This window comes from Candidatus Sulfuricurvum sp. RIFRC-1 (assembly GCF_000310245.1).
GTDB lineage: Bacteria > Campylobacterota > Campylobacteria > Campylobacterales > Sulfurimonadaceae > Sulfuricurvum.
Genome location: NC_020505.1, coordinates 835,024 through 857,977, shown reverse-complemented (window position 1 = coordinate 857,977; position 22,954 = coordinate 835,024). Strand labels below are relative to the sequence as shown.

The following is a 22,954-nucleotide window of genomic DNA, read 5'->3' as shown; positions in this document are numbered from 1 at the left end:
TAAATCGTTTTTAATGTTTTATTTTTTCAACTGAGCTGCTATAAACGTATTAAACGATTCAGCACTCAAAGGCTTACTAAAATAATATCCCTGTATTTCATCACAACCCTCTTCACGGAGATAATCAAGCTGTTCTATGGTTTCCACACCTTCAGCTATTACTTGTAAACCTAACGAATGAGCCATACTAATAATAGCGTTTACAATGGCTTTGTCTTCAGAATCCGTAGTGATATCCCGAATAAATGACTGATCAATTTTGAGTTTGTATACTTTAAATTTTTTAAGATAACTAAGAGAGGAGTATCCGGTTCCGAAATCATCGATGGACATCCGTATCCCTCTCTCATGCAAATTATCCATGACGGCAAAAGCGCTTTTCGGATCATGCATGGTAACCGCTTCCGTCAACTCAAGTTCTAAATATTCCGAAGGCAAACCAAATTCTTCCAGTATCTTTGTCACCAGTTCAGGAAGATGAGAATGACGAAATTGTACCGCAGAGAGATTGACGGCTACAATCATTGGAGCAAATCCACGATCAATCCACTCTTTCGCCTGCTTTACCGCACTGCGCAATACCCACTCTCCAATAGGGAGAATCAAACCGTTCTCTTCTGCAATCGAAATAAATTCTAAAGGGGATATAGCCCCTAATTCTGGGTGATTCCACCGCAGCAATGCTTCTGCACCGATGATATGTGCATCCGTTATTGCGACTTGCGGTTGATAGACTACATGCAGTTGATCTTTTTCCAGTGCATGACGTAATGCATTGGTAAGTTGAATATTTCGTTCCAAAGACTTCTGCATCACTTTGGTAAAGAATCGGAAATTGTTACGCCCATTTAACTTTGCCTGATACATTGCGGTATCTGCATTTTTAGAAAGAGTCTCAGGGTCTGTCCCGTCAATGGGATAAATGGCGATGCCGATGGATGCCGTCACGATTAGTTCATTATGCTCAGCCGAAAAAGGCTTAGTAATGTTTTCTAAAAGTTTTTCTGCCACAGTGACAATACCTTGTGTCGTTGTGTTAGGAAGCATAAAAATAAATTCGTCTCCCCCTAAGCGAGAGACAGTATCTTCATTACGCATGCACTCTTGGATCCGTTTGGCCAATTCAACAAGCAAAGCATCTCCAATGCTATGCCCTAAAGTATCATTAATATCTTTAAAGTGGTCAAGATCCAAGAACATAATGGCGAATTCGCTGTTTTGACGTTTTGCGACATTGATAAAATAGGTAATGCGCTCAATAAACTGAGACCGGTTAGGAAGCCCGGTTAAAAGATCATAATTGGCAAGATAGTGAATACGCTCTTCAATATGCTTTTTCTCTGTAATATCATCTTTCATCGCCATATAATGGCTGATGCTTCCATCCGCCTGAAAAATGGGAGCGATCTTCACTTCTTCTATGAATTGTGTTCCGTCTTTTCTCTGATTCATAAACTCTCCATGCCAGCTTTTTCCCTGCTTGAGTTGATTCCACAAATCGCTATACGCAGATGGCAATGTTTTTCCGGATTGAAGTAAACGGGGATTTTTTCCGATTACTTCATCCAAGCTATATCCGGTTGCCGCTGTAAAAGCGGCATTTACATATTCGATATTTGCTTCATTGTCTGTGATAATGACACTGTTTGGACTTTGCTCAATCGCTTGGGAGAGTTTACGCAGTTCTCTTTGGGATTTTTCATGCTCGGTAATATCACGAACGATTTTTGAGAGCCCGATAATCGTATTATTTGAATCTTTGATCGGAGAAAGCGTTACGGAAGCATTAACATACGAACCATTCTTGGTCATAAATACCGTTTCATACTGCTTAAACGATGCTCCGTCTTTGATCTGAGCGATATTGTCATTTTCTTTAGACTCTGAAGATGGAAGATAAAGTATAGAAACTGATCTCCCGATCGCTTCATCTGCCGTGTATCCAAAGAGATTTTCAGATGCTGTATTCCACGTCTGAATTATTCCACTCAGTGATTTTGTGATAATAGCATCAGCTGAAAATTCAATTGCACCCGATTGTATCTCCCGACTGACAAAAAGTTTATTTTTTTCTTCAATTAAACGGATGAAATAAAGGAGCACAAAAAAGAAACCGCTTAATCGCATAAAATGCCAATACCACCATGTCGCTCCCCAAAGTTGGGAGTATTGAAAAAGAAATGCCGCACCTGATAATAGCAATGCAAGAACAAAAAAATAAATATCTTCATTTTGATGTTTTTGTCGGTAATGGTATGCAAAGCGGATAGAAGCAAAAAAGAAAAATAACGCAGATAGATTGTTTATAGCGCTTTCACTCTCTGAAAAATGTCCATTAATAATTGCGGCAGGAAGCTTCTCCCCCTGATTGAGTAAAATTAGAGCAATAACGACTGAAAGCGTAACAGCGGACACAGGAAGTGCAATGTAAAAAAAGGCAGAGACTCTTCGCTCCGGTATAAATACACCGAAAATCAAAATACTCCCGACAAACATTCCGATTGTATGCAACCAAACAAACATCGATCCCGGAAGGCTCATAGCATGGAAAAGCCCTATTACTGCGATGGCTATAAGGGCAATAGAGACAAAATGAAATCGGCTTAAATAGTATTTATTATTGTCAAACTTAAAAATAAACAAAGCAAAGAATAGTGCAATAATGGAGCCGGATGTTTCCAAAACCGCATGTAAGGGAATACTTTCGGTTAATCCATTCGCTTGAAGAATCCATACGGCTATCCCACTAAACAAAAAGGTTCCAATAGCTAAAGCGATTAGACGGTAGAAAACAATACTCTCTTTTTTCATCATTAACCCTGACACAAAGTACTTTCACTTTTATAATTCATATTGCAATGATTGTAACACAATACTATATTAACATCCAATCACATTGTTTAAATAGCTGACTAATATATAGGCATTGATCTGCTTCTATTAAAAATTAAATTTTACTTACGTATTATGTTAGTTTATAATTAAACAATACTATTTAACTATTATAAATTATTATAAGGATATATCTTCTGAATGAAGGAGTTGAAATGAAACATAATCTTATGGAATTGCCCTTTGAGCAAACTGCATTACAGCCTTATATTTCCGCTGAAACAATCGCTTATCATTACGGTAAACACCATGCCGGATACGTCAACAAACTCAATTCTCTTATCGAAGGGACAGAATACGAGGAAAAACCGTTAGAGTATATTGTCAAATATGCGCACAATGCTATTTTTAATAATGCGGCTCAAATCTATAACCATGATTTTTACTGGAAAGGGCTTAAGAATATACCCTCTGCCCCTTCGGTAGAACTTTTAGGGTTGATCGAGCGTGACTTTGGTTCAATGAAAGCGTTTAAGGATACTTTTTTAACTGCCGGTGCAGCTCTTTTCGGTTCGGGATGGGTATGGCTTAGTATTTCGAAAGAGAAGAGATTAGAAATTAAAATGACCTCTAATGCCGATACACCGATACGTCACGGAGACACCCCTTTATTGACCTGTGATGTCTGGGAACATGCCTATTACATTGATTATCGAAACACTCGCCAAGAGTATCTTTCAAATTGGTGGAAACTGATCAATTGGAATTTTGTTTCAGATAATCTTTCAGATTTTATGAATGATCCGATTGCAGGTTATAATCAACCGTGCAACGCTATAAATTCAGTCTGTGAGTATGTTGATTTTATGCAAAACAATGAGCGTACACCTTCTTAATAGGTATACAGGTAAAACCTAATAGAGTAAAGGATATAAGATGTCAACCGCATTATCCCGCAGAAGCTTTTTTAAACATATGTTGGCAATCGGAGCAGTCACTTTTTTGACTTCTCCATTGCAGGCTAAAGTGACACAAATATTCGTAAAGTATCAGCAAAAATCTACCAACGGTAAAAAATGCAAAGAGTGTCTTCATTTCTTAGCAGCTACAAAAGAATGCAAGCTAGTGGAAGGAAAAATAGATCCGGAAGGTTGGTGTACGTATTACCTAAAAGATCCAAAAAAAGCCTAATATTACTCTAAAAGTTCACTAAAATCTTCTTTTCCGACATTGCATACCGGACATACCCAATCATCGGGGATATCCTCAAATGCGGTGCCGGGAGCGATCCCGCCATCAGGATCTCCTACTGCCGGATCATAAATGTAGCCGCATACGTTGCACTCATATTTTTTCATCTTCTACCCCTTATTAAATGGTTTTTTCCATTTCCTCATTAAGCCGCTGAAAATCAACTTCATGCGAATACAACGGCATATCTCCGCTTTGACTTTCATCCCGAAGAGCATCTTCCAACACAACTTTTTGCGGACTTTTATAGATAACTCCGATCGGAAACGGATGAGACTCCAGCGATTTTTCAAACGCTTTGACCTTATCCTCAGGGTTATAGTCACTCTCTAAAAGATAAACGTTCTCTTTGAACCATTTGAAGGTATTGGTTTTATTAAACGTAACGCACGGCTGAAAAATATCGATCAAAACATACCCCTTATGAGCAATGGCAATTTTAAGCATTGCTTTGCAGTGCTCTTTATTCCCCGAAAACGTCCGGATAACGAGCGATGCATCAAGCGATATTGCCGTAGCGATGGGATTAAACGGCTCGACATGAACCCCCTGCGTCTGTACGGGTGTCTTAAACCCCCTCTGAGACGTCGGGGAGGCCTGCCCTTTGGTCAACCCATAAACCATATTATTATGGACGATGTTGATGATGTCGGCATTTCTTCGGATCGCGGAGATAAAATGGTTTCCCCCTTCCCCGTACATATCGCCATCCCCCCCTTCGGCGATTACCGTTAGAGAGGGGTTGGAGACTTTCACCCCCTGCGCGATCGGCAATGCCCTGCCGTGGAGTCCGTTGAACATATGGACATGCATGTATTGGGGCGTTTTCGCCGCCTGCCCTATCCCTGAAACCACCACCGTTTGATTCGGATCAAGCCCCATCTCATCCAACGCCTCTTTTAAATGCGAAAGAATGGAAAAATTACCGCATCCGGGGCACCATGCGTTATCCTCTACGATTCTATCAAATCGCGTATTCATCGGATCTCCTTTAACAGTGATACGAGCTTTTCGGAGAGTTCATCGACAAAAAAGCTCAACCCGTCGGATTTCAGTATCTGTGCATCTGCGATGATTCCGTGCAGTCTCAAGAGTTTTGCAAACTGCCCGGTGGCATTGTTTTCAATCACGATAAGACGTTTGGCTTTTCGAAGCGGCGCAAGCTGGGATTCGCTAAGAGGGTGAACCCACGAGAAATGGATACAGGAGAGCCTCTCATCCGCTATCCTCTCTACCGCCTCCTTGATGATGTGTTTCGTACTTCCCCATCCGATAAGTACGATTTCACCCGTTCCTTCGATTTCAGGGAGGATAGCCTCTTTCTCTATTAAAGTACGTTTTCTGAGACGTTTGCCGTTTTGCTCGTTCCGCACCGACATACTTTCGGTGATCAGCCCCTCTTCGGTATGTTCGTCCGAATCGACCAGTACCAGCCCCTCACCGTATCCCGGAACTCCTCTGGGACTGATCCCCTCTGGAGTGAGAAGATAACGTTTATAATCCGCCTCGGTTTTGACGATGTGATGAGCACTCTGTTTCGGATCGATTGCAAACCGCTCGACATGAAAATAACTGTCCGCCAAATACTGATCGCTCATGAGTATCACCGGAACCTGATAAGCATCGGTGAGATCAAACGCCGCTCGTGCAAGCTCGAAGCACTCTCTCACATCTCCCGGAGCCAGCACGATTCGCGGAAACTCTCCATGTCCGATATAAATAGCCAGTTCCAAATCCCCCTGCTCGCTCCGCGTGGGAAGTCCGGTAGCGGGGCCGGGACGTTGCGCCAGATAAACGACCATCGGGGTCTCCGTTATCCCTGAGAGACTTATCCCCTCTCCCATCAGAGAAAATCCGCCCCCGCTCGTCGTCGTAATCGCCCGTCCGCCGCTGTACCAAACCCCTAATCCCATCTGAAACGCCGCGATTTCATCTTCGGCCTGCTCGACGCAGATACCGAATTTTTGGCTCTGTTTCGCTAAAAAGGTCAACACCCCCGTCGAAGGGCTCATCGGATAACTGGAGATGAAATTGCATCCAGCGGCAATCGCGCCGAATCCGACCCCCTCCGTTCCGCTCAAAAAGAAATCGTTCTTCTCTTTGATCGAAGGATGCGGTGCGATGCAGTAGCGGCAGTTTCCGTTCTCACGTGCCAGTTTTGCTCCAATCTCCAATGCTTTAAGGTTTATCTCTAGTAACTCATCAGGGTACAACTCCGCAACAATCTCCTTCAACACCTCACCATCGCAACCCAGCAATCCAAAGACCAGTGCCGCCGCAATGGTGTTAGAGACGATGGGGTTGCCTATCTCTTTCGCCAAACTCTCCAAATCATAATCGTACACTACGCAGTCGCACTCAAAATCCCCTTTTTTGGCGATCACAAACGTCTCTTTATTTATCCTCTCCTGTGCGTGAGCAAACGCGTTTGCATCCAGCGGTACGAAAATATCGACCTTGTAATCGGGTGCATTGACGGGCTTATCGGAGATTCGTATCAGCGTCGTATTGCTCCCGCCACGGACTCTGGACATAAACTCTTTGGTCGAAAAGGTATAAAATCCGGAGCGCTTAAACCCTTTGGTCAAAAGAGTTTCGATACTCGCGATCCCCTTCCCCGCACTCCCCCCGATCAATACCGAAACCGAACTTCTCATTTTTTCGCCCCCCAGGTGATTTTTCCGCCGTAATAACCGACAATCGTTATCGAAATGACCGTCATGAAAATAACGGCGTGATAGATTATTCCATCTACTCCCGTGCTAAAAGCGACATTGGGGTTCAACAGTTTTTGCCCAAGCGGAATTAATCCGACGATGAGGGTGAACAATGCCCCGATCAGTTTGATGACAAACGGTTTCGAGATCGAAAAATCATAATTAATCCACCAGCTGAAAACACCGGAGATCAAAGCAAAAAATCCCGCTATCGTCGCAATCAAAAACGATAGGAAAACAGCCGTTTCATACCCAGCGGAGGGATTGTCTAAAAACAGAATATCTACAAATGCACTGAAATAATGCAATGCAATCGGAAAGTGTATGATAAGCGGATGGGGATGGTATTTACTGTACCATTGCCGATACCGATCTTTTTTATTTTCGGGAGTTAATGAGCAAGGAGAGACAAATTGGCCGATACAGGGATAATTTTCAAACACCTCGTCACTATGGGGCGCATGCGCCATTGCGTCAGTCAGATCACACCCCGCGAAATGTTTTTTAAAATGGGTACCCTCTTGCCAGAATTTGGACGAAGTGACATCGTACACCTGATTTTTAAAGGCGATGTAAGCGGGCATACCGTCCTTCCCGTTGTATTTTCGAAGCTCTTCCTCACTAAATTGCTGCATACAATCCTGCTTTTATTACGTTACAGATACTTTAGTCCAATTTGGTAAATAAAAAAATACAACTACAAACTAATACTATTTCTAAAACTTATTTTTTAGCTTCAAACTCACTCACAACCTGTCGCATTTTGAGGAGTGAATCGGGGTTAAGAGAGATCGAATCGATCCCCTCTTCCACTAAAAACCGGGTAATTTCAGGATAGTCCGATGGAGCCTGACCGCAGATACCGATGTATTTCCCTCGCTCTTTGCACGCACGAATAGCCTGTGACAGTATCCGTGTCACAGCAGGATTACGTTCATCAAATACGGCCGCGACCAATGCACTGTCACGATCAACTCCGAGGGTGAGCTGCGTAAGATCATTGGAACCGATACTGTAGCCGTCGAAGATTTCCAAAAACTGATCTGCGAGGATGACGTTGGAGGGGATTTCACACATGGCATAGATTTCTAAACCGTTCTCCCCCTGTACCAATCCCGCCTCATGCATAACTGCGATTGCTTTGCGCCCTTCATCAGGCGTACGGACAAAGGGGAGCATCACTTTGACATTAGAGAGCCCCATCTCATCCCGTACCCGTTTGAGCGCTTCACACTCCCACATAAACGCCTCTTTGTACTCCGGTGAATAATAGCGGCTGGCTCCGCGAAATCCGATCATCGGATTCTCTTCATCATTTTCATACGACTTACCGCCGACCATATGTTTGTACTCATTGGATTTAAAATCACTGGTTCTGACGATAACAGGACGGGGATAAAACGCCGCCGCAATCATCCCTACCCCTTCCGCTATTTTGTCGATAAAAAACCTCTTAGGATCATCATATCCCCGCATCGCTTTTCTCACAGCTTTCATCTCATTAATTTCTTTGCCCTGAGAAAGTTCTACCAATGCCATCGGATGTGCCGCCACGTAATTGGTAATGATAAACTCCATCCGTGCCAATCCTACTCCGTCATTTGGGAGTTTAGCCACTTTGAATGCGATATCGGGGTTACCGACGTTCATATAGAGCTTCGTTACAGTCGGAGCAAGATTGCCCAAATCGATATTGGTGATCTCATAATCAATCAGCCCCGCATACACACGACCGCTCTCCCCCTCAGCACAGCTCACCGTCACTTCATCGCCATCATGCAGCATGTCCGTCGCATTCACCGTTCCTACGATTGTCGGAACACCGATCTCACGTGCTACAATAGCGGCATGACATGTCCGTCCTCCTCGATTGGTGATCACAGCCGATGCTTTTTTCATGATCGGTTCCCAGTCAGGATCGGTGATGTCGGCGACAAGGACATCGCCGGCATTAAATTTCTCACCCTCATGAGGAGAATGGATGATTTTTACCCGACCGGAGCCGATTTTTTCCCCGATTGCTTTACCACTCAATAAAATTTTATTCTCTATTGCTTCACTCAAATGATATTGTTCCAAAGAATTATTGCTGAGTTTACGGCTTTGAACCGTCTCAGGTCGTGCTTGAACGATAAATAACTCTCCGCTAAGGCCGTCTTTTGCCCATTCGATATCCATCGGACGATATTCTCCTGCGATAGCGGTGTAATGTTCTTCGATCGTCAATGCATAAGTAGCCAATGTCGCTACCTCATCATCATTAATCGAAAAAGTCTCTTGGAGTTCCTTAGGGGTTGAGAGGTTCATTGTATGATGACGTTCATCATACGTCATGCTCAGGGCTTTGGAGCCGAGTTGGCGTTTAAGGATGGATATTTTTCCCTCTTTGAGTGTCGGTTTAAAGACGTAGAATTCATCGGGATTCACCCGCCCGCCGACAATGTTCTCCCCCAATCCCCAAATCGAGTTGATGAGGATCAGATTCTCTGAACCGTTTTCGGTATCGATGGTGAACATCACCCCGCTGCTCGCCTTATCGCTGCGTATCATTTTCTGCACTCCCACCGAGAGGGCGACGGCAAAATGATCATATCCCCGACTGTGACGGTAACTGATCGCACGGTCGGTAAAGAGGGAGGCAAAACACCGCTTGACGTGTTCGATGAGCATTGTCTCACCACGTACATTCAGATAGCTCTCCTGTTGACCCGCGAAACTTGCATCGGGGAGATCTTCTGCCGTTGCGGAAGATCGTACCGCAACATCCACACTCACCATATCGTATTCACGTTCCATGATACGGTAACTTTCGGCAATTTCAGTTTTTAATATTTCTGGCATTTCACCCGTTAGTATTAAAGAACGTATCGCATCCCCGCAGCGATTCAGTGCTTCGATGTCGGTGAGATCCACCCCCTCAAAAAAATGTCGTATCGGAGCTTCAAAATCATTATGTTTGATAAAAAAACGATACCCATCAGCAGTTACGGCAAAACCTTCGGGAACTTTAACGCCCAATGATTTGAGTGAACTGATCATCTCCCCCAACGAGGCATTTTTACCTCCCACTAAAGCAATATCCTCTAATCTCAATGAATCCAAACGGCGAATATACTTCATACACACTCCCTTTAGGGTCTTAGTATGTATAGAATAGCATATAATACGTTTATCTTTTATCGGAAAACCCATGCACACAATTTTACTGACTACTCTCAATGCCCGCTATGCTCATACCGCACTTGGTCTACGCTCTCTTTACGCCAATATGCACGAGTTACAAAAGAGTACTACTATTGTCGAATTCACGATGAACGAACAGATTCAAAGCATCACCGAAGATCTCCTAAAATACTCTCCTAAAATCATCGGAATCGGTGTCTATATTTGGAATGCGGCGCAAAGTGCAGAATTGATCCAAACGCTCAAAAAAGTCTCTCCGGACACGATTATCGTCCTCGGCGGCCCCGAAGCAGGGTATCTACCCCACCGTGTTGATTTGAGTAAAGCCGATTACATTATCAGTGGTGAAGGAGAGGTGGCGTTTTATGAGTTGTGCAGAGAGTTGCTGAATCCCGTTCGTGGCGAGCCTGTCGAACCATGTACCCTTCGACAGGCTCAGGGCGAACGGAAGCCTCAATTTATTAAAGCTCCGCTTCCCGACCTTAAAGCGATTAACCTCCCCTACTCCGCTTTCAATGACGAAGACGTAGCCCATCGCTACATCTACGTCGAAGCCTCACGCGGATGTCCGTTCGAGTGTGAATTCTGCCTCTCTTCCATTGACGAAAAGGTACGAAATTTTCCCCTCGATCAGCTTCTCGAAGAGTTTGAGATACTTTGGCAGCAGGGAGCACGCAGTTTCAAATTTATCGATCGTACTTTTAACCTCAACATGACATTCGCAAACCGGATATTGGACTTTTTCCTCTCCAAAGAACCGCCGTACTTTGCCCATTTCGAAGTCATTCCCGATCACTTTCCTGAGGTGCTGAAAGCAAAAATTTCCCAATTTCCCGCAGGATCGTTGCAACTCGAAATCGGTATCCAAACCCTAGACCCTGAAATTGCAAAAGGGATCAATCGACCTCTAAAACTCGAAAAGATTTTTGATAACCTCCGCTTTTTAGAAAATGAGACCTCTGCTCATATGCACCTTGATCTCATCGTCGGATTGCCGGGAGAGAGTATCGAGGGATTCGGACGAAATCTCGATAAACTCGTTTCTCTCACCCATAGCGAAATCCAGATCGGTATCCTCAAAAATCTCTCCGGTACCACCCTCTCACGCCACGATCAGCGTCATGGGATGATCTACAGCGATACACCCCCCTATGATATCCTCCAAAATAATCTGCTCAGCTTTAGTGATATTCAAAAAATGAAGCGGTTTGCGAGGTTTTGGGATATTTTCTACAACAGCGGAAGTTTTACTAAAACGGTTCCGTTGCTGTGGAGTTCTCCACTTAACCGTCATTGCGGACTCGATCCGCAATCTGAGATCCTGAATCAAGTTCAGGATGACGAAGAGAAAGTACGGGATGACAAGTTGCCAGCCGTATTTAAAAACTTCTACACCTTCAGCCTCTGGATCTACACCCAAACCCTCTCCACGTGGAAAATATCACTGGAACGTCAAATCGCATTGATCCATGCCTATCTGTGTTTATATCACGACAAAGAGATTGTTGAAGCGGCATTAATAGACGATTTGGCACAGCGTCCTGAGAAAACGATCCCTTTTTTCCTGCGACAATCGACCCAAGATAAAAAAATAAAAGAAACTCATTCGGTTACTCCGAAACGGCAAGCAAAACGGATTTAAAAAAGAGTGTGTTGAGGGTGCCAGAGGGTGACGAATCCTCTGGCGGAAAGCTTAACATAAGGAGAATTGAAAGGGCCCGAAGGCCCTGAGAAGAAAAAAGACTTCTTAGAATTTCAAAGAAGCAATGATACGGATAGTATCGGTATCTTTATCTGCAGCACTGCCATCTCCAGCATTACCTGCACCATCAATTTCATACTGAGTATAAATTGCAGTCAAGCCAACTGGTCCAACTTTAGTGTTCGCCGATACATCCCATGCAGAGAAATCAGTATTACGTGTACTTGCTCCACCTACAGCCGTTGCAGTTCCACCGTTATCTCCAGTTTCAGCTGAACAATAGCTAGCCGCAAGAGTTACACCCGGAACAGCTTTGGTTGAAGCACCGATTTTCCATGCATCAGTGTCCGGAGCCGCTACGATCTCACCATCCATGTAGATACTGCCAAGAGTTGTGTACAACATTGATTTATCACCCGTTGCAACGTTGGCAAAACCGATTGAACCATCACTGACAGTTGAATACGCTGCATACACGTTTACCGGTCCTACATCCGCCGCTGCTTTAACCGAAAATGCATCTGTGGTACGGTTAGTAGTAGTAGAAGCCGGTGTACCAATAGTTGCTGAAGAGTTGTCAGGATTCATACCAGCAACTTGTACACCAAAATCAACCATACCCATGACTTTAGCATCCGCTTGCAACCAGTAAGCATCTGCAACATCCGGCACATTATAGTACCATGCTTGTAATGTAGTACCCGGCAATGATTTGTTGATTACAGCCGCCGCATACGCACCGTTTACAGCGAAATCACGGAATTCACCGTTGTAGTTTACAGTACTTCCGCGTGATGTTGTGCTCAAGAGACCAGCACCGTTATGTTTTCCAACCCATGCTGCTGCAAGGATAGTATCCGGCAAGAAATAACCATGTGCTACAACCGCTTCGAAAGTGTTGTCAACAACGTTCCATGATTCGGTAAAACAAAGAGGTGTTTGCAACGCCATACGACCCATTGCAACATCGAAATCTTTTGTTGCATATTTAAGATTTAATACTTCAACCCATGCTTGATCATTCAATGCGCCAGTTGCCGCAGCACCTGTATCAATATCAATTTTTGCAGCTGGAATAGCACCTACCATGTTATTTTCAAGACCAAGAGTAGAGATAGCCGTTACTTTAACCGCACCGCTCAAGTTATCAGCCAAACCTGCTGATGCACCGAATTTCAATGCACCCAATGCCATAGAGTTAGCCGTTTTATCAAAAAAATCTTGTGTCAACTGTGCTGCAGTTGCACCCGCTCCACTGTACTCTGATGTTTGGTACCAAAGTTTTGCTTCACCATCAACTTTAATATTATCAAGAGCATATGCGCTTGTTCCTAATGCCATTACAGCGACTAGACTAAGTTTTCCTAATTTCATTCATTCTCCTTCAAGAAACCGTTCGAGATAAGATTTACTTATTCCGAATCATGCACTCATCATAACAATTATTTCTTAAGGATTTCTTGATTTATATAGTATTTAGTAATAATTGAGACAAATTTGTCAGAGTGTGAGACAAAAATGTGATAAAAATAGAAAACTAGCTGAAAAACTTTATATAAGGAGTATTATAAATTAGAAAAAGAAATGATTAGATAATGAAAAAAAATAAAAGAAGCGTGCTATTCCCGTATGTACGGGAATAAAGAGGAATTACCAGTTACGGATTCGGATATGACATGAGGTACATTGTTTGAGTAACTGAGTGTAATCATCCAATGCGTTATCCATCCGACCTGCTTCGATCGATACAATCATATCATCCGAATACATTCGGAGCATTTGAGCGGTTTTTTGGGCAAATTTATAGGCATAAACTTGATCTTTCGGCAAAATCGTTTTTACCTCTTCACTCTCCAGTGATTTAAGTGTCCCTTGAAGTTTTTTAACCCCTGCTTTCATCTCATCGGTTGAGCTGTACAAACCACCGCGTTGAATTTGCTCCATCGCATCCATCATCGTACGCATATCCTGCATAAGTTCTAATCGAGGATCTTTCTTTTCTGCCGCATTCAACGATCCGGCCAATAATGTTCCTACCACTAAGGCTGCTAAAGCTTTTTTCATGAATTCCCCTTTTAGTATTGGATAATTTCTTTAGAATATTCGGTGAGCTTAACGGTTTTTGCCGAAATAGAAACCAGCTTTTTCGCTTCAGCGGGGCCGCCGTAGAACTCTTTTAACTCTGGACGGAAACTTTTGAAATAATCTTGAAATTTATCCGATCCCAAAATACCGACTGCCCAAAGGGTATCATCTGCTGCATGTTCTAGCACAACCGAATTAAGAGGCTGGGTCGCTGCTCCACCGAGTACTTTTGCACCGGCCCCGGCATCAAATGCTGATAGATGAGATGAACAAACGATAATGCCGCTTTTTTCATACGCCATCGTTTTTTTCGCCGTTGGAACATAGGCGATAAAACTGTCATTTGGTGTCGGGTGAGTCATTTGATGCGTACAAATCGCTACATAAGCGACAACACTGCGCTCTTTTCCGACACCGCTTTTCCATACGTATTTTTCACCACCCTCCGAAGTTAATTCAACATCTTTAGTAGTTGGCTTCGGCAAGTTGATCAACATACATGGAGTTGAGGCATGAGGGTAATTAAAAATATAAGTAACCTCTTTTTCCAAAGCCGATGCTTTGATCGGTTTTCCGGCAGCATCCACCAATTGCGTTTTTTCATAAGCTTTGTATAATGTACCGTCCGCCGCATATAGATTGCCGCGAATTAACGAAGGACTAGCCGCGATGACTGTTGCACCGGCAACAACTTTTAAAAAATTTCTTCTATCCATGATATTTTCCGTGTGAATTATTTTGAGTAGTTAGTGTAGCAGAATTTTCTTTTACTCTCCGAGTGGAGAGTAAGATAACTTGTATTAGTTAAACAAGTCGCGCATAGCACCTTTGTACCAATCGTGAGTCGCTTTACCAAGACCGGTTGTACGGAATTTACCAGTTGCTTCATCTTTAGGAACCGATCCTTTTGAACCGATAACCGGACCAGCAACCATAAATTCATGATTAACCATGATCGCTTCTTCAGGATTTCCGTTAACCATTGAGTAACATACGTTTGCACTTTTGTATGGAAGCGCTGATGCAACACTGTATGATTTACCGTGAAGAACGTGAGCGATCTCTTTAGCACACTCTTTACCTGACCAGATAGCCGATTGACCACTTGGTGGGATCGCATGTCCAACAACGTCACCAACTGCATATACAGCTTTATCGGTTGCGGTTTGGAATGAAACCGGTTTTTCTGGGCTTGTAGCCATTTTAACTTTTTTGAATCCGTCCGGAGTTGTTGCAACGCCAGCCATTTCGATAACCGGGTTAGACATATTGTGCGGGATAAAGTTAAAGATGCCGTATTTGATTGTTTTGGTTGTTTTTACACCTGTTGTATCTTCTTTGTTTGCAAAAACTGTTTGAACGTAAGTGATCTCTTTTTTATCGAAATCAACATCAGAGATTTTACAATTGTCTTCGTGAACGACAACATCCGGATACAACTCTTTCCAAGTCTCTTTAAATGCCGCACCTTTAGCTACTTCAGCCGTTTCATTCAAAATGATAACTTTACCTTTTAGCCCTTCAGTTTTCATGAAGTTTGCGATCATACTTGCACGCTCAAACGGTGCCGGAGGACAACGATATTTTCCAGCCGGTACAGTAATAATAACATCACCGTCTTCCATATTTTTAACCATACGGTCAAGAGCAACGTGTTCGCCGCCCGGTACAAGTGCCGCTGGAGCTACACGACGTGCTTTTGCGATTTTTGCGTCTGACCACGTTGGGAACTGCCCTTTGTAGTTATAGTCGATACCAGGAGCGAGAACAAGAATATCGTAACCTACGCCGCCCTTAGAGGTATGAACCACTTTGTTTACACGGTCAATTCCGGTAACAACTGCTGTCAACATTCCATAGCCGTTTTTCTCAACTGCTTGAGAGTAGTCATGCGTTAATGTACTAAGACTAACACCTTTGATACCGCCAAGATTACAGTTAGAGAATGGGCAAGACATAAAGCTGTCATTTTTCTCGATAATTGCAACATCGAATTTAGGATCGATTTTTTTCAACTCTTTAGCAACGGTTAATCCGCCGAAACCACCACCAATGATAACTACTTGATGTTTACCAAGCATTTTACCTGCTGCACTTTGTGCACCCGGAGCTGCACCTGTAGCGGTTGTACAACCAGTTACGGCAGCTGCTGCTGCGCTAAGACCGGCGAATTTAAGCAAGTCACGTCTTGAAATGTTCATAATGAGTTCTCCTTCATTCTATGCAAAATCGATTGCGAATTTTGATTTATCGCTGGGGACATCATAATCGTGTTATTCTTAAATATTTATAAGAAATAGTAAAATGTATCAAAAAAAGCCGAATAAGATATTATTATATGATTTTGTGTGATATAAATGTGATACATTGAGAGAATTAGTATTATATGGTATCATGTCACCATGTTTAAAAGGGAGATTTTGGATGAAAATTGAAGAGTGTCATTCCCTTGTGGAAGTTCGTAATCATATTGACCGCTTAGACGATCAAATCGTCGAGCTTATCGCTGCTCGCAACGGCTATGTTAAGCAAGCTGCAAACTTTAAACACTCCATCGAAGAGATAAAAGCGAATGAAAGAATGGAAGCGGTAATGGATCGCGTTCGCTATAAAGCAATGGAGTTCGGTGTGTCACCGAATCTTCTTACAAAGCTTTACGGTATCATGATTGACGCGATGGTGGAAGCAGAGATTTCAGAGTTCAGGAATGCAAAATCGTTGTAAAAGCTCGTTCGTGGTGAGAGCGTCGAACTATGAATGCCTCAACACCCTTCGACGAGCTCAGGGCGAACGGTAAAAACTAAAATCGTGTCACTTCGCCACGGCAGATTGCCATAATCACTTTTCCTTTTAACACCTCTTTTTTATACAGACTGTGATGATGAGCTACAACTGTTGTCGAGTCAGGATCAAAGAGAATACAATCACATTTGCATCCAACCTCGATTTCCCCGGCTTTCACTCCGATATGTTCTCCCGGAGTTCGCGATGCTACCTTCACAAATTTGGATATATCAATAATTTTTGTCGAAATCAAATAGGTGTAGACTAACGGCAAATATTCAGTAATGGAAGTTGTACCGACATTAGCATCGTAAAATGTGATATCTTTATGGATATCAGAGTTAGGTTGATGCAGTGAAGTGAGCGAATGGATATCACCTCGTACCAGTGCATCAAGTAGAGCCAGTCGTTTGGTTTCATTCACCAACGGAGGATTGATTTTGGCATCGGTATCAAAACCTGTACAGGCCGAATCATTTTTAAACAGATGATGGATAGCAACTTCACACTCTACGGCGATTCCGCTTTTACGCGCCTCAGCGATCAACTCTATCGATCGGGGTTCCGTAATACTTTTGAATACAATTTTAATCCCGAAATAACGGGAAATTTCGATCATCGCGGCAACATGAACTACCTCTGAGAGTGGAGATATCCCCGGTAATCCAAGCTGCGAAGCAACAGCACCATCGCTCATAACACCGCTCTCGACAAGACTTTTCTCTTCTGCTTTGTAAAAAAGTGATTTATTGGCCATTTTCAGATATTGGGCAATGCGGGTTATGAGGTTGTAATCGTTGATCGTCGAAGTGTGCACCGATACGCACCCTTTTTTCAGCATGATCGCAATGTTGCTCAAAGCTCCTGTTTCATTCAAAGCACTTACTGCCGATTCAATCGTTGCACCATGAGGTAAAAAACGATGCTGTTGAACAAATTCCAGCGTAATCTCATTGTCGATACGAGGAGTCGAATCGCTTGCCAAAACTGCCGTAGTAACACCACCGCTAAGGGCTCGATATGAGAGCTTTTCCAGATTGGTTCGACTGAGCTGAGAGTCTTTTAACCGTACATCGGTATCGATGAGACCGGGGATCAGATAACACCCCTCCGCACGAATGATTTCATCACCGCTGAGATTTTCGCCAATGCGCGTAATAATCCCCTCTTCAATCTGAATGTCAGCATGACGTTCTCCGTTAATATCACAGATAATTGCGCCCGATATGATCATAGATTGCTCCCGTTAGGTATAATTACGCAATTTTAGTCAAAGAAATGTTATAAAAAGGGTACGTGTGGTTAAAATCATCCTTTTTTTGATACCTATGTTCCTTTATGGCGGTACTGATCTCTATAAGATAGGTAAAAATCTCTATTTTTCAAAAGGATGCAGCGGATGCCACGGTATATCAGCGAGCGGAACCAACTTATATCCCGCCCTCGCCCATCGACGCCAACCGTTTTTAGCCTCAAAGCTCAAAAACTATCGAGCAAAACAAGGAACGACACAACAATCTCAAATGATGATCCCTTTTGCTATGGGGTTAAGCGATAAAGAGATCGATGCTCTTACTACTTTTCTCAGTGAATATCATGAAGGAAGGAGTAATTATAAAAGCGATACATCCACACGGGGAGACGGAGGATCATGAAACTACTCGTCAGCGCGTTAGAGCACTCTGCCAATATTCATCTCTCGTTTTTGGTTAAAGAACTCGGAAGTGATGTAGAGCTATCGGGGATTTTTGATAATACGCTCGGAGAGAGCATCGTCGATTTGCGTTCCACTTCGGTGATGGGATTTGTGGATGCGATAAAAAAACTCCCGTTCTTCTTTCGTTTGAAAGATCAGATGGTGGAACTCGCACAAGATGCCGATAAAGTACTGCTGATCGACTCTTCGGGATTCAATCTCCCAGTAGCCAAAGCAATCCGAAAACGTTATCCTAATAAAGAGATAATCTACTATATTCTCCCCCAAGCATGGGCATGGAAGAAAAAACGGATTCCGGTTTTAGAGAAAACCATTACCCGACTTTGCTCTATATTACCGTTTGAACCTTCGTATTACTCTCCCAATGCCCCCATCGAATACGTCGGGCATCCGCTCCTTGATGAGATCAACATTCGAAAAATGTCTCTCGAACCTACCGGGAAAATGACCTTTATGCCCGGAAGCCGTCCCGGAGAGATCAAACGGCTAATGCCGATTTTTCGTGAACTTCGTTCTATGATACAAACACGTGCACTCATTGTCATCCCGCCCCATTTCACTGCGGATCAAATCGCAGAACTTTATGGCGATATTTCGAGTTTTGAAATTACCCATGAAGCCCATCAAAGTTTGGCGGATTCTGATTTCGCCTTTATCTGTAGTGGAACCGCCACACTTGAAGCCTCTTTGATTGGTACCCCTTTTATCCTTACCTATATCGCTAAATCACTCGATTACGCTATCGCTTCACGTCTGGTCAAACTTGATTATGTAGGATTAGGGAATATCTTGTTTTCCCACAAATACGGACGAAAATTGCACCCTGAATTCATCCAAAACGAAGTCAATGCTCAAAATCTGTATAATGCTTATCAGCAAATGGATAAAACCGCTTTTTACCATGATGCCAGCGCCCTCCGTGAGCTCTTAGGCCATGGAAGTGCCGCACGTGTCAGTCAAATTATCAAGGATTATAATGCTTAGAATATTTTCATGGATGAAAACCAAAACGCGAAACTTTACGGATGAAAAAATCATCCCTTACGTCTTTACTCTGGGTGATGGGCCAATGCTCTTTCGCGATCTGCTTAAAACCAATAAAATGTATCAAGAGGGATTGAAACTGGAGGGAAAAATTCCGGGATTTCGCCTTAGCATCGGGAGAAGCTATCTCGTTTTTATCGGACTTTGGCATCTGTTTATTTTACCGGTTTCGGTCGCATTCCATCCCTTTTTGGCCAAAATCGACTGCCATCTATTAATCATAATGGCCGTCTTGTTTACGGGGATGTTTTTTGCAACCTATGCTATTTATAAAGAATATCTAATCGATACGGTCGCTTTGAAAATTATTAAAAATGGATGGGAAAATCATTTTCCCCATTTTGATTATGATTTACATGCCAAAGAGGTCGCGAAGATTTACTCAGAAGCATTGGAGAAAGAGATACCGCATAAAAATATGCAGCTCTATATTTTGGATAAATTGGTAGAAAATAAATAATCGATCGCTATAGACTAAAAGGCATAAATCAAATCAAACGATGCCTTGTTGTCCGGTTGTTCAGCTTCTAAACTTTGAATCACACTCACTGACGTTTTAATTTTTTTGTTAATTTTATGTTTGTGCGCCAATTTGATTTTTTTATTGGGACCAAGAGTCGGATCTGCACCCTGCACTAACATATAAGAAGCGTTAATCGCCGTATTCGTACCCTCAGCATAGCTTATCCCCGTAGTATAGCTGTACGGATTTCGATATATTGTACTCTCCGACGCGGGAGTATCCAACAAAGAGTAACTCCCCTCCGCAAAAACACGATAAGCATCGTTTAGCGGATAGAGGGCTTTCAGCAAACTCGTATATTTCATCGGATCACTCTGATCATTGGCTGTTTTAACAGGGATAGTAACGTTTTCCGAAGCACTCAGCGTTAGCGAATCCCATAGTTTATTTCGATATTGCACCGATAGATTTGTTTTGCCTACTGAGGGAGTATTGTCGAATCTCCCTTTTACATAGGAGCCTTGTAGCTTTGCAGAAAAGAGATCGCGTGAATATTGGGCCCCCATCGATACCGTTTCGATGGTATTATTTTTCTTCAAATCGTAGTTCATCGTACTCACACCTCCCAATACCTGCGAAGAGAGCGCATTTTGAGAGTACTGAAGCGTTTTTTTTTCGCATCCACCCTGATGGTATGCCCATATCGGAAGCGACGTATTGCAAGGGGAAACGAAAATATTATTCTCCATCCCCGGCAATGCAGTCGCAAATACAATTCCTATGAGACTACTCCATCGCACCTATAAACACCTATCCATTAAAAAATGAGGAAATTATAGCGCAATAGAAAAATTTACTTTTTATATTTTCCCAAAATCCCTAAAAATGTCGGAATATTTGCACCGCCGTCATGACGACCGATTTTTTTCCCTTTTGCATCCAAAAAATGGAATGTCGGAGTTCCGATATACCCTAATCCCTCAGGGATGAAATCTTTGTGAATATCAAGATGAACGGGGACAAAGTTTTTATTGATCTCATTTTCCACCGCTTTTTCTTCAAAAACGATATCGTTCATATATTCGCACGCCGGGCACTCTTCTCTCGAGAGCATCACCATTACCTTTTTCTTCTCTTTTACCGCCTGAGCTAACGCCGCATCATACGATGATGCCCATTTGATCTCTGCCAATGCCAAACTGGCCATTACCGATAAAACTAAAAATATTTTTCCCATTAGATTGCTCCCAAATGTTTTAGAAATTCATCGCTTGTTTTAAATCCGATGATATCGGCGCTTTTTATCCGCTCACCGTTCTCATCAAAAAATAAGATCGCCGGTGGCCCGAAAATACTGTATTTAGAACTGATCGCACGTGCTGCCTCATCATTTGCCGTCAAATCGACTTGAACCAGAACATAGTTATCCATCGCACTTTTCACTGCTTCATTACTAAAAGTTTTCTCTTCCAGTTCTTTGCATGCACTGCACCAATCGGCATAAAAATCGACCATCACTTTTTTCCCTTTATTTTCTGCCAAAATGGCATCCAATTCTTCAATCGACGTGATTTTCTCAAAGGTTTTATGTTGAGGCTGGACAACGGACGGCATAGAATCATGATTTGGTAAAAACGGATCAAGCGGATGAAGTGGATTTTTGGCTCCCGCCATCCCTCCAATCAATAAACTGATCCCATACAATAAAACCATAAATCCTAGGGCTTTAACGTTTGCACGGGAACTCCATGAGGGATGTTCCCCTAACGGTTCCAAAGCGTTCATATTGATCGCCACAAAAATCGCCAAACCGCCCCATAACAACAATGTTGTGTTTTCATCCAACACACGCCCTATCATCCAAATCGCAATACCGAGCAACATAACACCGAATACCGCTTTGATGATGTCCATCCACATCCCCGGCTTCGGCATAAATTTACCCGACGTAGTCCCTACAATCAGCAATGGAATACCCATACCGATAGAGAGTGAGAAGAGTGCGACACCTCCAAGCAATGCATCACCCGTTTGTCCGATGTAAATCAGTGCCCCTGCCAGCGGTGCCGCGACACACGGTCCGACGATCAACGCTGACAAAAAGCCCATGATCGCTATCCCGATCACTCCGCTTCGCTGAGAACCCATTTTACTCAAACGCGATTGGATGAAGTTTGGAATTTGCAATTCATAAACATCGAACATCGACAGTGCCAAAAGGACAAAAATAAGGGCAAAGAGGGTAATAACCCACGGCGTTTGAAACGCTGCTTGAAGATTTGCTCCGAAAAGGCCAGCCAAAACACCCGCAATCGTATACGCTACCGCCATAGACAATACATAGACAAGTGAAAGGAAAAACGCCCTTTTTGCCCCCATCCCTTTGCCCTGAGCCAAGATAACGGACGAGATAATCGGGATCATCGGAAATACGCACGGAGTCAACGCGAGCAATAATCCAAATCCAAAAAAGCTCAAAATGATAAACCAAAGACTTCCCCCCTGAATCACCTGCGCAATCTGATCGGTTTCTGAGGTTTTCACCACCGCTTTAGGAGGGGTTGCTTCCAAACTCGCTCTCTCAACCGCAGGAGCTTTTAAAATGGAACTGCCGGACGGACTTCTCTTACTCAATTTATCGGCATCAACGGTAATATCAAGGAGAGTTTCCATCGGTTCATAACACAATCCGGCAGCTGAACATCCTTGATACGAGAGTTTCACTTTGAGCGTTTGTTCCCCTGTAATATCAGAACTTTTTGAGAGCCCAATTCGAACCGCCGGTGAAGATTCATAAACGCTCTCCCCCTCGTGTTTAACCGCATCGGCCATTGTGATCGAAGCAAAATCAATCCCGTCTTTGGGATCGGCATCTTCGATTTTCAGTTTATCCGCATAAATATAGATTTGATCGCCCAACTCGATTTCAATACCGATTGTAGAAGGATCAATCATGCTGATTTTGGGTTTGAATGCTTCATCCGGCTGCAAAAATCCAACAGCCCAAATATTTAATGAAATAAGTAAAAAGAATAGCAAACGCATAAATGACCCCAGAAAAAATTTATCTCTATTTTATCGCAATTAACTGTTACGAAACCCACAGAGCAACATTGTTAATATTTTTCAGCTTCATTATAGCCTCAAATGCTACACTACACGCAATAATCCTATGG

The 22,954-nt window shown here is 43.0% G+C and carries 21 protein-coding genes; 7 read left to right on the top strand and 14 right to left on the bottom strand.

Annotation, left to right across the window (positions count from 1 at the left end):
- Positions 1-18: 18 nt before the first annotated feature.
- Complete coding sequence (locus B649_RS12115; protein WP_015653308.1) at positions 19-2,811, bottom strand: EAL domain-containing protein; 2,793 nt, start codon at positions 2,809-2,811, stop codon at positions 19-21.
- 236 nt (positions 2,812-3,047) lie between these two features.
- Here B649_RS12115 and B649_RS04425 point away from each other — a divergent pair, with 236 nt between their 5' ends.
- Complete coding sequence (locus B649_RS04425) at positions 3,048-3,728, top strand: superoxide dismutase (protein WP_015653307.1); 681 nt, start codon at positions 3,048-3,050, stop codon at positions 3,726-3,728.
- Between the two features lie 40 nt (positions 3,729-3,768).
- Complete coding sequence (locus B649_RS04420) at positions 3,769-4,023, top strand: hypothetical protein (RefSeq protein ID WP_015653306.1); 255 nt, start codon at positions 3,769-3,771, stop codon at positions 4,021-4,023.
- 2 nt (positions 4,024-4,025) lie between these two features.
- On the opposite strand, the gene rd is transcribed toward B649_RS04420, so the two are convergent.
- The 5 genes from rd to ppsA all read right to left on the bottom strand — a co-directional run bounded on the left by rd (position 4,026) and on the right by ppsA (position 9,920).
- Complete coding sequence (gene rd, locus B649_RS12460) at positions 4,026-4,190, bottom strand: rubredoxin (RefSeq protein WP_015653305.1); 165 nt, start codon at positions 4,188-4,190, stop codon at positions 4,026-4,028.
- Between the two features lie 13 nt (positions 4,191-4,203).
- A complete protein-coding gene (locus B649_RS04415; RefSeq protein WP_015653304.1) occupies positions 4,204-5,064 on the bottom strand; it encodes a thiamine pyrophosphate-dependent enzyme in 861 nt (286 codons plus the stop codon).
- Positions 5,061-6,740, bottom strand: coding sequence for a 2-oxoacid:acceptor oxidoreductase subunit alpha (locus tag B649_RS04410; protein ID WP_015653303.1), 1,680 nt, complete (start codon positions 6,738-6,740; stop codon positions 5,061-5,063). The genes B649_RS04415 and B649_RS04410 overlap by 4 nt, the downstream gene beginning before the upstream one ends.
- Positions 6,737-7,435 (bottom strand): cytochrome b5 domain-containing protein, encoded by a 699-nt coding sequence (locus tag B649_RS12455; RefSeq protein WP_015653302.1) that lies wholly within the window; start codon positions 7,433-7,435, stop codon positions 6,737-6,739. The genes B649_RS04410 and B649_RS12455 overlap by 4 nt, the downstream gene beginning before the upstream one ends.
- Before the next feature lie 88 nt (positions 7,436-7,523).
- Positions 7,524-9,920 (bottom strand): phosphoenolpyruvate synthase, encoded by a 2,397-nt coding sequence (gene ppsA, locus B649_RS04400; RefSeq protein WP_015653301.1) that lies wholly within the window; start codon positions 9,918-9,920, stop codon positions 7,524-7,526.
- A 70-nt stretch (positions 9,921-9,990) separates the two neighbouring features.
- On the opposite strand from ppsA, the gene B649_RS04395 reads away from it, so the two are divergent.
- Positions 9,991-11,625 carry a B12-binding domain-containing radical SAM protein gene (locus B649_RS04395; RefSeq protein ID WP_015653300.1) on the top strand — a complete coding sequence of 545 codons (1,635 nt, stop codon included), beginning with the start codon at positions 9,991-9,993 and terminating at the stop codon, positions 11,623-11,625.
- Positions 11,626-11,730: 105 nt separating this feature from the next.
- Here B649_RS04395 and B649_RS04390 read toward each other — a convergent pair whose 3' ends face one another.
- The 4 genes from B649_RS04390 to B649_RS04375 all read right to left on the bottom strand — a co-directional run bounded on the left by B649_RS04390 (position 11,731) and on the right by B649_RS04375 (position 15,971).
- The gene (locus B649_RS04390; RefSeq protein ID WP_291750939.1) at positions 11,731-13,026 is read right to left on the bottom strand and encodes a hypothetical protein; all 1,296 of its coding nucleotides are present in this window, start codon (positions 13,024-13,026) and stop codon (positions 11,731-11,733) included.
- Positions 13,027-13,335: 309 nt separating this feature from the next.
- Positions 13,336-13,749 carry a hypothetical protein gene (locus B649_RS04385; protein ID WP_015653298.1) on the bottom strand — a complete coding sequence of 138 codons (414 nt, stop codon included), beginning with the start codon at positions 13,747-13,749 and terminating at the stop codon, positions 13,336-13,338.
- 11 nt (positions 13,750-13,760) lie between these two features.
- Positions 13,761-14,486 (bottom strand): Rieske 2Fe-2S domain-containing protein, encoded by a 726-nt coding sequence (locus tag B649_RS04380; protein ID WP_015653297.1) that lies wholly within the window; start codon positions 14,484-14,486, stop codon positions 13,761-13,763.
- Positions 14,487-14,570: 84 nt separating this feature from the next.
- Entirely contained in the window at positions 14,571-15,971 is a 1,401-nt protein-coding gene (locus tag B649_RS04375; protein WP_015653296.1) for an FAD/NAD(P)-binding oxidoreductase, read from the bottom strand.
- A gap of 223 nt (positions 15,972-16,194) precedes the next feature.
- Here B649_RS04375 and B649_RS04370 point away from each other — a divergent pair, with 223 nt between their 5' ends.
- The gene (locus B649_RS04370; protein ID WP_015653295.1) at positions 16,195-16,494 is read left to right on the top strand and encodes a chorismate mutase; all 300 of its coding nucleotides are present in this window, start codon (positions 16,195-16,197) and stop codon (positions 16,492-16,494) included.
- A 76-nt stretch (positions 16,495-16,570) separates the two neighbouring features.
- On the opposite strand, the gene B649_RS04365 is transcribed toward B649_RS04370, so the two are convergent.
- Entirely contained in the window at positions 16,571-17,788 is a 1,218-nt protein-coding gene (locus B649_RS04365; RefSeq protein ID WP_015653294.1) for an amidohydrolase family protein, read from the bottom strand.
- A gap of 64 nt (positions 17,789-17,852) precedes the next feature.
- On the opposite strand from B649_RS04365, the gene B649_RS04360 reads away from it, so the two are divergent.
- Genes B649_RS04360 through B649_RS04350 form a run of 3 tightly spaced genes read left to right on the top strand, consistent with a single transcriptional unit; the run spans position 17,853 to position 19,775 of the window.
- Complete coding sequence (locus B649_RS04360; protein ID WP_015653293.1) at positions 17,853-18,209, top strand: c-type cytochrome; 357 nt, start codon at positions 17,853-17,855, stop codon at positions 18,207-18,209.
- A complete protein-coding gene (lpxB, locus tag B649_RS04355; protein WP_015653292.1) occupies positions 18,206-19,255 on the top strand; it encodes a lipid-A-disaccharide synthase in 1,050 nt (349 codons plus the stop codon). Before B649_RS04360 ends, lpxB begins: the two co-directional genes overlap by 4 nt.
- A complete protein-coding gene (locus B649_RS04350; protein WP_015653291.1) occupies positions 19,248-19,775 on the top strand; it encodes a hypothetical protein in 528 nt (175 codons plus the stop codon). The genes lpxB and B649_RS04350 overlap by 8 nt, the downstream gene beginning before the upstream one ends.
- 14 nt (positions 19,776-19,789) lie before the next feature.
- Here B649_RS04350 and B649_RS04345 read toward each other — a convergent pair whose 3' ends face one another.
- From B649_RS04345 to dsbD, 3 genes are read right to left on the bottom strand one after another with little or no spacing between them, the layout of a single operon-like run.
- The gene (locus tag B649_RS04345; protein ID WP_015653290.1) at positions 19,790-20,578 is read right to left on the bottom strand and encodes a hypothetical protein; all 789 of its coding nucleotides are present in this window, start codon (positions 20,576-20,578) and stop codon (positions 19,790-19,792) included.
- Positions 20,579-20,631: 53 nt separating this feature from the next.
- Positions 20,632-21,015: a thioredoxin family protein gene (locus B649_RS04340; protein ID WP_015653289.1), complete on the bottom strand. Its 384-nt coding sequence runs from the start codon at positions 21,013-21,015 to the stop codon at positions 20,632-20,634.
- Entirely contained in the window at positions 21,015-22,823 is a 1,809-nt protein-coding gene (dsbD, locus tag B649_RS04335) for a protein-disulfide reductase DsbD (protein ID WP_015653288.1), read from the bottom strand. Before dsbD ends, B649_RS04340 begins: the two co-directional genes overlap by 1 nt.
- Positions 22,824-22,954: the final 131 nt, after the last annotated feature.

Excerpts from the sequence above, each read along its gene's own strand:
- B649_RS04375 (WP_015653296.1), bottom strand. The coding sequence starts at position 15,971 with ATGAACATTTCAAGACGTGACTTGCTTAAATTCGCCGGTCTTAGCGCA.
- B649_RS04370 (WP_015653295.1), top strand. The coding sequence starts at position 16,195 with ATGAAAATTGAAGAGTGTCATTCCCTTGTGGAAGTTCGTAATCATATT.
- B649_RS04395 (WP_015653300.1), top strand. The coding sequence starts at position 9,991 with ATGCACACAATTTTACTGACTACTCTCAATGCCCGCTATGCTCATACC.
- B649_RS04340 (WP_015653289.1), bottom strand. The coding sequence starts at position 21,015 with ATGGGAAAAATATTTTTAGTTTTATCGGTAATGGCCAGTTTGGCATTG.
- B649_RS04410 (WP_015653303.1), bottom strand. The coding sequence starts at position 6,740 with ATGAGAAGTTCGGTTTCGGTATTGATCGGGGGGAGTGCGGGGAAGGGG.
- B649_RS04365 (WP_015653294.1), bottom strand. The coding sequence starts at position 17,788 with ATGATCATATCGGGCGCAATTATCTGTGATATTAACGGAGAACGTCAT.
- B649_RS04425 (WP_015653307.1), top strand. The coding sequence starts at position 3,048 with ATGAAACATAATCTTATGGAATTGCCCTTTGAGCAAACTGCATTACAG.
- B649_RS04380 (WP_015653297.1), bottom strand. The coding sequence starts at position 14,486 with ATGGATAGAAGAAATTTTTTAAAAGTTGTTGCCGGTGCAACAGTCATC.
- B649_RS04350 (WP_015653291.1), top strand. The coding sequence starts at position 19,248 with ATGCTTAGAATATTTTCATGGATGAAAACCAAAACGCGAAACTTTACG.
- B649_RS12455 (WP_015653302.1), bottom strand. The coding sequence starts at position 7,435 with ATGCAGCAATTTAGTGAGGAAGAGCTTCGAAAATACAACGGGAAGGAC.
- B649_RS04415 (WP_015653304.1), bottom strand. The coding sequence starts at position 5,064 with ATGAATACGCGATTTGATAGAATCGTAGAGGATAACGCATGGTGCCCC.
- B649_RS04385 (WP_015653298.1), bottom strand. The coding sequence starts at position 13,749 with ATGAAAAAAGCTTTAGCAGCCTTAGTGGTAGGAACATTATTGGCCGGA.
- rd (WP_015653305.1), bottom strand. The coding sequence starts at position 4,190 with ATGAAAAAATATGAGTGCAACGTATGCGGCTACATTTATGATCCGGCA.
- dsbD (WP_015653288.1), bottom strand. The coding sequence starts at position 22,823 with ATGCGTTTGCTATTCTTTTTACTTATTTCATTAAATATTTGGGCTGTT.
- lpxB (WP_015653292.1), top strand. The coding sequence starts at position 18,206 with ATGAAACTACTCGTCAGCGCGTTAGAGCACTCTGCCAATATTCATCTC.
- B649_RS04420 (WP_015653306.1), top strand. The coding sequence starts at position 3,769 with ATGTCAACCGCATTATCCCGCAGAAGCTTTTTTAAACATATGTTGGCA.
- B649_RS12115 (WP_015653308.1), bottom strand. The coding sequence starts at position 2,811 with ATGAAAAAAGAGAGTATTGTTTTCTACCGTCTAATCGCTTTAGCTATT.
- ppsA (WP_015653301.1), bottom strand. The coding sequence starts at position 9,920 with ATGAAGTATATTCGCCGTTTGGATTCATTGAGATTAGAGGATATTGCT.
- B649_RS04390 (WP_291750939.1), bottom strand. The coding sequence starts at position 13,026 with ATGGCATTAGGAACAAGCGCATATGCTCTTGATAATATTAAAGTTGAT.